This window comes from Photorhabdus akhurstii (assembly GCF_018448925.1).
Lineage (GTDB): Bacteria > Pseudomonadota > Gammaproteobacteria > Enterobacterales > Enterobacteriaceae > Photorhabdus > Photorhabdus akhurstii.
Window position 1 is genome coordinate 1 of record NZ_RCWE01000065.1, and the last position, 3000, is coordinate 3000.

The 3000-nt window shown below is 46.9% G+C and carries 6 protein-coding genes; 3 read left to right on the forward strand and 3 right to left on the reverse strand.

Annotated elements, in window-relative coordinates; genetic code table 11:
• On the reverse strand, positions 1-262 hold a 262-nt coding region (locus EAE93_RS23600), incomplete at its 3' end, for a CHC2 zinc finger domain-containing protein (RefSeq protein ID WP_250151176.1).
• 115 nt (positions 263-377) lie between these two features.
• Between EAE93_RS23600 and EAE93_RS23605 the strand changes: the two genes are divergently transcribed.
• The 3 genes from EAE93_RS23605 to EAE93_RS23615 all read left to right on the forward strand — a co-directional run bounded on the left by EAE93_RS23605 (position 378) and on the right by EAE93_RS23615 (position 1415).
• On the forward strand, positions 378-806 hold the full coding sequence (locus EAE93_RS23605) for a helix-turn-helix domain-containing protein (protein WP_250151177.1): 429 nt from the start codon (positions 378-380) through the stop codon (positions 804-806).
• Between the two features lie 80 nt (positions 807-886).
• The gene (locus EAE93_RS23610) at positions 887-1204 is read left to right on the forward strand and encodes a SymE family type I addiction module toxin (RefSeq protein WP_214040702.1); all 318 of its coding nucleotides are present in this window, start codon (positions 887-889) and stop codon (positions 1202-1204) included.
• A 13-nt stretch (positions 1205-1217) separates the two neighbouring features.
• On the forward strand, positions 1218-1415 hold the full coding sequence (locus tag EAE93_RS23615; RefSeq protein ID WP_088374975.1) for a DUF7706 family protein: 198 nt from the start codon (positions 1218-1220) through the stop codon (positions 1413-1415).
• A 288-nt stretch (positions 1416-1703) separates the two neighbouring features.
• Here EAE93_RS23615 and EAE93_RS23620 read toward each other — a convergent pair whose 3' ends face one another.
• Positions 1704-2042 (reverse strand): hypothetical protein, encoded by a 339-nt coding sequence (locus EAE93_RS23620; protein WP_214040703.1) that lies wholly within the window; start codon positions 2040-2042, stop codon positions 1704-1706.
• Positions 2042-2815 carry an RHS repeat domain-containing protein gene (locus tag EAE93_RS24900; protein ID WP_332009640.1) on the reverse strand — a complete coding sequence of 258 codons (774 nt, stop codon included), beginning with the start codon at positions 2813-2815 and terminating at the stop codon, positions 2042-2044. The genes EAE93_RS23620 and EAE93_RS24900 overlap by 1 nt, the downstream gene beginning before the upstream one ends.
• Positions 2816-3000: the final 185 nt, after the last annotated feature.

The following is a 3000-nucleotide window of genomic DNA, read 5'->3' on the forward strand; positions in this document are numbered from 1 at the left end:
GTTCTGCGGCCCGCCGCAGGCTCAGACGTTCGGTTTTCATGACCCAGTCGAGGACGGAACCGCCGGTGTGACAGCCGAAACAGTGATAGAGGTTCTTTTCCGAACTCAGCACCATTGACGGGGTTTTTTCCTCATGGAACGGGCACAGCAGCACGTAATCTTTGCCGCGTTTAATCAGCTTGTGTCCCTGTTGTTCCGCTACGGTCACTAAGGAGACGGCGGTTTTCAGGTGCTGTAATTCGGCTTCCGGGATGCGTGCCATGTAAGCGGTCCTTATAAAATATTTTTCAATAAAGCATTTATGCTTGATAAGGTAGCTTCAAGGCTTTATCATGTCAAGCATGTGAAGTTCATATCAACGCACCGGAGCATGGAAGATGGCAGATAATTACGGCAACATAGCTCTATTTGATACCGCTATGATGACTGAGGTGCTTGATATGACAGCGGCGACAGAGACCGGATTCGCCCAACGCTTGCGTGAGTTACGCAGGCAAAAGGGGTTCTCCCAGTCTGAACTGGGCAGACTGGCGGAGTTGCATTACACCCATATTGGCCGTTTTGAGCGGGGAACTTCCAGACCGGGGAGTGATACGTTAAAACGGTTAGCGGATGTATTGGGCGTGACCAGTGATTACTTGCTGGAAGGGGCCGCCACCGAAGCGGCGAAGGCAAGATTTGAGGACCGGGAGTTATTGAGACAGTTTCAGGCAGTGGAACAGTTACCGGATGAGGATAAGGAAGTGATTAAGAAGTTGCTGGACGCTTTTTTAACTAAGAAGCAGTTACAGGCGCTGGCGAGATAACCATTTGATTTAACGCGGGATTAAAGTGCTACCAACACCTTAACCCCGCTTACCACAAGCAACTAAAAAGGGTAGTTACTATGGCTAAGGCGCATTCTAGGCAAAACGCGGCTCAAAATAAAGCGACTAAAACAGAACGGTATTACACGGTGGGATACGTCCCGCAAAACGATAAGGCCAACGCGCCGCCGGCGATACATCTTAAGGGGCAGTGGCTGAGACAGGCGGGGTTTAATACTGGCGGCCAGATTACAGTGAAGGTGATGGATGGCTGTCTGGTGCTCATTCCTGACAGTGAAGCCACGCAACAACAGCATCAGCAGTACCAGCGACAACAGGCCCAACTGCGGGAGATTAAGCAGCAGATGCGGGCGTTGATAACCGGTTTTGCGGGTTAAGGGGAGAGATGAGATGACGATAGCGATTGAACATTTACAGGACATTCAGTTAACTCACATTGAAGCACTGGCCCTGGCCCAACTGGCTAAGCGGCTGAACTGGGCGGAGATACGGGCCTGTGCGGTTGATGATACGGAAGCCTGGGTTATCAAGGCTGCGATAGGGCGGCTCCAGTCTGCATTGGCGTATCACGGGTATTCACCACGGTAAGAAAGAAGCCGGCCGGAAGCGATTCCGGCTTTTTACTGTTTCAGGGAGAAAACAGAATAAAATAGCTGAAATATGGCCTATATATATATTTACTATGAATCTAATATTTTTCTATATTATTTCTTTGTTTTTCTTCTTATTTATTTTATATTTTTATGATTTTAATTTATATATTTAATATATAACATCAACCCTGTAAGATATTTATTTTAAGCATAAAAATAACAAAGCCGGAAAGATCGCGGGGGATCTTTCCGGCTTGGGTTATAATTTCAGTATCTTATCGTATTACTTATTCTCACGTAACTTAGCCAAGCCTTTTTCGAGACGACTAATATTCTGATATTTTTCAGGTTTAGTACTTTTATCAAGATAACTAAACCAACCAGGAATTACCTTTTTAAAAAGCTCTAGCCCTTCTGGTGTGACATTAGACATTTTCAATATAAGATCTTTTTTAACCTCTCCATTTTCAGCAAATGGTTCCATATTTATTAGCAAGTTATTATCTTTTAAGAAACACATTAGTGCATTAGATAAGTTAATTATTTGCTCTTGATAATCTTTACTTTTATTTGCTCCCAGTAACATTGGGATATTATGTAAATCGAAGTCGATATCAGTCATTACCTTGCCCTAATCACTTTTGATATATCATTTATTTCTATTAACTCTCGGGTATTTGGATTTCTGACAAATGTCCCTCCAGCTTGTTGGATGCGTTGTTCTTTAGCCAATTGCCCGACTTTTGGTGCTGTTTGGCTAGTTATTTCAACAGGGCTCCATTTTCCATCTTGTCCCTTAATCACAAAGTCAATCCTCCTCCTTTCTCCAGTTAAAGGATCCTTAACTGATTTGCCATTAGCATCACGTAAGTAACGTTCATTTATGACATTTTCCTTGCCATAGCGTTTTTCAAATATAGCTTGCGCTCTTTTCTCTCTGGCTGTTCCAGCTACTTTATTCGGTATGCACTTCTTAGAAGACAGCCCCAGAGGATCAACCCATCCTGTGGGATTTTCGACGTATGCATACGGATTCTCACCACCCCAGAGGCCCGTTGGATCGGGACTGAGATAACATGCGGCTTCCGGTGAGTAAAAGCGGTGCCTGTTGTAGCAAAGCCCTGACTCTTCATCCCATAACTGCCCGGCGAATCGGAGGCCCGGATCGAGCTGGGGATTCTCTGCCTGTCCGCCCAGCCGCAGCCCGTACAGGGACTGCTTCGGTCGCCGCCACACCCGTTTCCCTGCCGGGTCGAACAGCGCCAGCGGCTCGCCGGTCGGGGCGCTGACCGCATACTGGGTCTGCACCTCTCCGGCCATCAGCTCCACCCGGTTGTCCAGATTGAGGGTAAACTGTTGCGTCTGCTGCGCTATCAGCTCCCAGCCGTCAAACACCAGATGGCGGACCATTTTCAGCCGGCCGTGCTGATATTCCCGAATTTCCGCCGGCACATCGCCGTCCCACACGACTGGAGTCTCCCGACGTCATCATACGGTTGAGCAGACTTTTGTCATTGATTTAACAGCCTTTTTTCTGGCTGCTTTTTCCCGCGTTGTTAAAGAGCATTCCAATTCGTCCC

Coding starts and splice junctions, on each gene's coding strand:
- EAE93_RS23605 (WP_250151177.1), top strand. CDS start 378: ATGGCAGATAATTACGGCAACATAGCTCTATTTGATACCGCTATGATG.
- EAE93_RS23615 (WP_088374975.1), top strand. CDS start 1,218: ATGACGATAGCGATTGAACATTTACAGGACATTCAGTTAACTCACATT.
- EAE93_RS23610 (WP_214040702.1), top strand. CDS start 887: ATGGCTAAGGCGCATTCTAGGCAAAACGCGGCTCAAAATAAAGCGACT.
- EAE93_RS23620 (WP_214040703.1), bottom strand. CDS start 2,042: ATGACTGATATCGACTTCGATTTACATAATATCCCAATGTTACTGGGA.